We start from the raw sequence: 6080 nt of genomic DNA, 5'->3' as shown, positions 1-6080 counted from the left end.
TTTCACTTCCGGTAATGTCCCTTTTTGCGCAGCAAAATGAGGAGGTCAGGCAAGTAATCGCTTCGATGTTTGCAGGGATGAAATCAAAAAATACTGACCTTATAAAAGCCGCTTTCCATCCTGATGCGACCATGCAGACAGTCAAAAGCGGAGAAACAGGATCTGAATTGGGATCGAATTCGGTGGAGGATTTTCTGAATCGAATCGCTTCTACTCCTGCCACAACGACCTTGGATGAGCGGATTCTTGATTATCAGATCAAAGTGGATGGAGATATGGCTGCCGCATGGACACCTTACGAATTTTATGTCAATGAGAATTTTAGCCACTGCGGTGTCAATTCATTCCAATTGATCAGAACACCGGATGGATGGAAAATCACTTATATTATCGATACAAGAAGAAAAGAAGGATGTAAGTAAAAACAATTTTCAGGAATACTTCCAATTACACTCAATTTCATATGGCATAAAAAGAAAGGAGAGGTTTAGCCTCTCCTTTCTTTTTATTTGTATTTCAGGTTTACTGGGAAAGAGGTATTTATTCCTTGATCTCAATCACCTTAAACTCAGTCCTTCTGTTGGTCTGATGTTCTTCCTCAGTTTGTGCATTCTCTATGATCAACTGTCGTTTGCCGTATCCTTTGGCCACTAATCGGCTTGCATCAATTCCTTGAGAAACAAGATAAGCTACTGCGGATTCTGCCCTTCTTTGTGTTAAGGCATCGTTATATTCATCTGTTGCACGTGCATCAGCATGCGAACTCAATTCTATTCTGATACTTGGATTGTCTTTCAGGATTTTGACCAGTTTGTCCAATTCCAATGCTGCATCAGGTCGGATATCAGCTTTGTCAAGATCATAGTAAATATTTTCAAGCACGATGGATCTTTCCAATATGAGTGCGTCCAATACCACTGTCGTATCAAGTGTGATGTTGGTGACTTCTTGGATCAGGTCCTCAGGTCTTGGAGTTTTTCCAACGGTGGTATAAGTGATGCTTTTACTGAAATAGCCGCTTTTGGAAGCAATTATAGAGAAGTTTGCATTAGGAGCTAAAGTAAACCTCAACCTTCCGTTTTGGTTGGAGAAATCTCCCCCAACATTTTTATTTGCACCATCATACAATACAACCCTCGTCTGTGGTAAAAGGACTTCTGTACCATCGTCTTTTTTCTCTTTTGTTGTCACGTTTAAGAAAACGTTGACGATTTTTGGTTTTGGTGTTTTGTCTTCAAAGAAATAAATATCATCATCTCCCAAACCACCTTCCCTATTAGATGAAAGAAATCCTTCTGTCGGATATTTGGAAAAAAAGATTCCAAAATCATCAGCCACAGAATTGATGTTTGATCCAAGGTTCTTTACTTCCCATCCTTTTTCTGTCCTTTCGGCTACGAAGAGATCCATTTTCCCAAAGCCTGCATGTCCATCAGAGGCAAAAAATATCTTCCCATCCGGTGCGACGTAAGGGAACATCTCATTGCCGGGAGTATTGATTTGGTTACCCATATTGACAGCATTTCCAAAATCTCCATTGGCAAGTTTTGTGGCTTTGTATAAATCCAAGCCGCCTTTACCATCAGGCCTTAAGGAAGAAAAATACAACTCATTGCCATCAGGGCTGAATGCCGGAGTAGTATTGGTATAAAACTCATCTTCATTGACAGGCATCCAAATGGGTTGTGTATACCCTCCGCCCCGGAAGTAGGAAACAAACAAATGTACGTCTGGTAGATCCTTTACAGATGTAGAGTTACCTCTTGCATAGATCAGCGTATTTCCATCAGGACTGACAGCCATCGATCCTTGGTTCAGGTTGTCTTCATTTCGGAATTCTGGGAGTTGTTGCACATTCTGCACATCTACTTTGATTCCTTCAGCCCTTGTTCTGAACATTTTTAAATAAGGGGTGCCTGTGGAGGCATAGATTCCACTACTTTGTCTGTTACTGGTAAAATACAAATAGCCATCATTTACCACCGGAGAATATTCTGCTAGGGATGTATTAAGGAGTTTGTAATTTTCCAGTTGCATGAATTCCCAATAATTCTGGATATCACCGATTTTTTTGAGATTGGCAAGTTCAAGCTCGACAAGCTGAAGATTTTTATCATCTAATGTCAAACCCTTTGCCTTCTCAAAAGCTTCTTCTGCCTGTTCATATTCACCTTGGCTTTTCAGACTTTGGCCTAACCTGAAATACGTTTCGTAAGTTTCCTCCTCAGCAGCTACTTTTTCATAATAGGCTTTTGATTCTTCTATCCTGTTGGAAAGCCGGTAGCTTTCTGCTACATAAAAATTAGCCTGCTTGTTTTCCGGTTCTTTCTCAAGAATCTTCGAAAAAGTGTTGATAGCAACTTGATATTCACCTGACTGAAACTGGTTTTGGCCTTTTTGGTACATGCTAGTACAAGAGGCTAGCAGTATGGGTATCAAAACAAGAAATAAAGCAATTCGCTTCATAGGTATCTTGGAATGTTTTCTTAACGTTTTAAATATAGGGTTTTTATCAAAATTAATTCTCAAAGAATTTGTTCAACCAACTTTCTTTGGCTTTGATTTTCCAGTTTTTTTCCAAATCAGACTTACTTTGGACCACAGGATTCAATACGATAGTTTCGGCTTGAAGGATGCCTTCCTTTACTTTGGACTTGATTCCAAGTAGGTTATTCACTTCAAGATTATTTTCACCATGGAGAAATGAAACCTTTCCTTGGTTGAGCAGGTCAATCTCAAATTTGGTTTCAATATCCCTTAGCAACCTGACAGAAGAATCGATCGAGCAGCCGCTTGCTCCCAATTGACTTTCATCCACAGCCAAAATAATTACCTGATCAAACCTGATTTCAAATGAAGTGGGCATCAATGCGCCATGCGTATTCCATTGCTCACAAAAAACAGAAAGTCTTGAAGACAAGATATCTAGTTCTTTTTTCTCTAATTTTCTGTTTGATGTGTAAGTCCAGATTCTGGCATGACCTGGCATCTGATCAAAAGGTATATACATTAATTGTGTTGTTTTGCTTTTACTAGAAGACGTTGGGAACTGATTTTGTTCCCTTAACCTAACGGATATTTTTGTGAATTTGGTACTGATTCCCTATTTATTGTCAAAAATAAACCCCAAATTTTTAGATTGGGGTTTGATGAATACGATTTGAGGGTTGTTTAGATCCCCATATCCTTGGCGAGCATTTCCGCAAGGTCATAGACTTTCACTTCATTTTCTTTTTCTTTGTTTTTGACGCCATCGGACATCATTGTCAGGCAAAAAGGACAGCCGACTGCTATAGTGGCGGCACCTGTTGCCAAAGCTTCTTCTGTTCTTTCGACATTGATGTCTTTCTTGCCAGGCTCGGGTTCCTTAAACATCTGCGCTCCCCCTGCTCCACAGCAAAGTCCTTTTGTCTTGCAGCGCTTCATCTCTACCAACTCCACATCCAATGCCCTGATGACATCCCTTGGTGCTTCGTAGACATCATTTGCCCTTCCAAGGTAGCATGAATCATGGAAGGTTATTTTTTTTCCTTTGAATTCCCCTCCGCCCTGTAGGACGATTTTCCCTTCATTGATCAGCTGTTGTAGAAATTGGGAATGGTGGATGACTTCATATTTTCCTCCTAAAGCCGGATATTCGTTTTTGATAGTATTGAAGCAATGGGGACAGGCTGTTACGACTTTTTTAATCTCATAAGCATTCATGACCTGGATATTGGAAACAGCCTGCATCTGGAAGAGAAATTCATTTCCCGCTCTCCTGGCAGGGTCACCTGTACATGTTTCTTCGGGACCGAGTACGGCAAAACTTACACCGACTTTATTCAGGATTTTGACAAAAGCTTGGGTAACGGCTTTGTAGCGCTCATCAAATGAACCGGCGCAGCCTACCCAAAAAAGTATTTCAGGTGCTTGTCCTGAGGAGGCCATTTCGGCCATGGTTGGTACTTTATATGTTGACATTAATTAGATGTTAGATATGAGACATGAGATTTGAGACTTCAGAAACGAGATCCGTATTCCGGATTCCGATAAACAAGACTTTGTAATCAAGAATCAAATATTTGAAGGTATATCAAGTAGAATTTTTGATTTAGAATTGATGAAATAAAGCAATGAAAATTTGAACAAGTGATTTGGAATTCAAGAATATTTAAACCTTAGTGGCGTAAAATCTCAAATCTCAAATCTCGAGTCTCAAATCTATTTTATTTCTTCATCCTTGACTTTTTCTGCCCAATTGAACCTATCTGATGGTGGGAATTTCCAAGGAGAGAAAGCTGTTTCCATATTTTGGAACATGGCATTCCACTGAGCCGGAGAGGCGGATTCTTCCATGGACACATACCTTCTCATCTGTAGGATTATTGACAATGGGTCTATATTGATAGGGCAGGCTTCCACACAGGCATTGCAGGATGTGCATGCATTGATTTCTTCTTTGGTAGTATAATCTCCCAAAAGTGATTTGCCATCTGCCAAGCCAGGTCCTCCGGCATCTATGCTTTTGCCGACTTCTTCTGCCCTGTCCCGGACATCCATCATGATTTTTCTTGGGGAAAGCTTTTTGCCGGTGATGTTGGCAGGACATTCGGCTGTACACCTGCCGCACTCGGTACAGCTGTAAGCATTCATGACATTGACCCAACTGAGGTCATTGATATCTTTAGCACCAAACCTGCCGATTTCCGCAGCTGGTTCTGCATTTGTCTCAGAAGCTATACCCAGCATCATATTGACTTCGTTGGTCACCTCGGGCATATTCACCATTTCTCCTTTCGGTTTGAGGTTGGAGTACCAGGTATTTGGGAATGCGAGGAAAATATGCAAATGCTTGGAATAAGTCACATAAACGGCAAAAGCCAATATTCCAATGATATGGAACCACCAAGCAAACCGCTCAATGAACACCAAGGTGCTGTCATTCATTCCTTGAAATATTGGTTGAAGAAAGCTGCTGAAAAACAATCCATTCAATAAAGTATAGTGTTCAACACCTCTTGTTGCCAAGATCTGATCTGTGGCATTCATGGTTAGGATGGCAAACATCAATATGATTTCAATTACCAGAATAAGGTTGGCATCCATGGCAGGCCATCCGTTTAATTCAGGCTTAGTGAAGCGCTCTACTTTCATGACATTTCTCCTGATCAAAAAAGCCACACATGAAACCAATACAGCTATTGCCAGAAATTCAAAGATATTCATCGCCACTCCATAGGCCGAACCTAAAAACGGTGCGAAAATCCTATGTGTTCCGAATATCCCATCAATGACAAATTCCAGCACCTCAAGATTGATGATGACAAAAGCCACATAAATCATAAGGTGCAAAATCGCAGGAGTAAACCTTTTGAACATTTTCTGCTGTCCAAAGGCAACAAGCAACATCGTTTTCCATCGCTTGTCAGGAAGGTCATTTCGTGTTTCTCTTTTTCCTAGGAAAATGTTTCTTCGGAGGTAGCTTACTCTTTTGAAAAGAATATAACCTGCTACCGCAAAAACAAGGAGAAAAATTACTTGGGGTAAAATGCTCATATTGTTTGTATTAGCGTTATTGGCTTGGGTTTAGTCTAAATTTTTTAATCAAATGGTTTGTAACAATGGTTCAAATACCTACATTTGCATCACTTTAACGGAATCGGTGATATAGCTCAGTTGGTAGAGCATCGGACTGAAAATCCGTGAGTCGGTGGTTCGAGTCCACTTATCACCACATCTCCCGGTCTGCTTAGATCGGGATTTTTTTTGCCCTTTTGCTTCCAGTATTTTTTCAAACGCCTCGCTTTTCGATGCGGGTACCAAAATATAAAATAGTCTGCATGCATACTATTTATCCTACATTTAAAATTTTATGATTATCCGCTTGATTGCCACGATTGCAACACACCCCAACAAAGTGCTCAATACAATGGGATTTACTCATAATTTCCCCTCTCGAGAGGGGAAATTATGAGTATTTTAAATTAAAAAAGGAATGATGTTGGGTGTGTAATACATAGTGGTTAGCAAATGGTTATATAAAAAATTTTACATTTACAACAATGAAAAAAATCAGCCTCTTTTTAGTGTTTAGTTTT

The 6080-nt window shown here is 40.1% G+C and carries 5 protein-coding genes and 1 tRNA gene; 2 read left to right on the top strand and 4 right to left on the bottom strand.

Annotated elements, in window-relative coordinates; genetic code table 11:
- Window positions 1-14 precede the first annotated feature (14 nt).
- A complete protein-coding gene (locus tag ACZFYI_RS14110; protein WP_462524770.1) occupies window positions 15-422 on the top strand; it encodes a YybH family protein in 408 nt (135 codons plus the stop codon).
- 118 nt (window positions 423-540) lie between these two features.
- Here the strand turns inward: ACZFYI_RS14110 and ACZFYI_RS14105 are convergent, their stop codons facing one another.
- From ACZFYI_RS14105 to ACZFYI_RS14090, 4 genes are all read right to left on the bottom strand, one after another.
- Window positions 541-2466 (bottom strand): OmpA family protein, encoded by a 1926-nt coding sequence (locus tag ACZFYI_RS14105; RefSeq protein ID WP_462524769.1) that lies wholly within the window; start codon window positions 2464-2466, stop codon window positions 541-543.
- A gap of 52 nt (window positions 2467-2518) precedes the next feature.
- A complete protein-coding gene (locus ACZFYI_RS14100) occupies window positions 2519-3010 on the bottom strand; it encodes a hypothetical protein (protein ID WP_462524768.1) in 492 nt (163 codons plus the stop codon).
- Between the two features lie 161 nt (window positions 3011-3171).
- Window positions 3172-3963, bottom strand: coding sequence for a (Fe-S)-binding protein (locus ACZFYI_RS14095; protein ID WP_462524767.1), 792 nt, complete (start codon window positions 3961-3963; stop codon window positions 3172-3174).
- A 240-nt stretch (window positions 3964-4203) separates the two neighbouring features.
- Window positions 4204-5538, bottom strand: coding sequence for a 4Fe-4S dicluster domain-containing protein (locus ACZFYI_RS14090; protein ID WP_462524766.1), 1335 nt, complete (start codon window positions 5536-5538; stop codon window positions 4204-4206).
- A gap of 105 nt (window positions 5539-5643) precedes the next feature.
- On the opposite strand from ACZFYI_RS14090, the gene ACZFYI_RS14085 reads away from it, so the two are divergent.
- A tRNA-Phe gene (locus tag ACZFYI_RS14085) sits at window positions 5644-5716 on the top strand.
- Window positions 5717-6080 lie beyond the last annotated feature (364 nt).

Source organism: Aquiflexum sp. (assembly GCF_977115555.1).
This window is presented reverse-complemented; position numbering and strand designations above follow the sequence as displayed.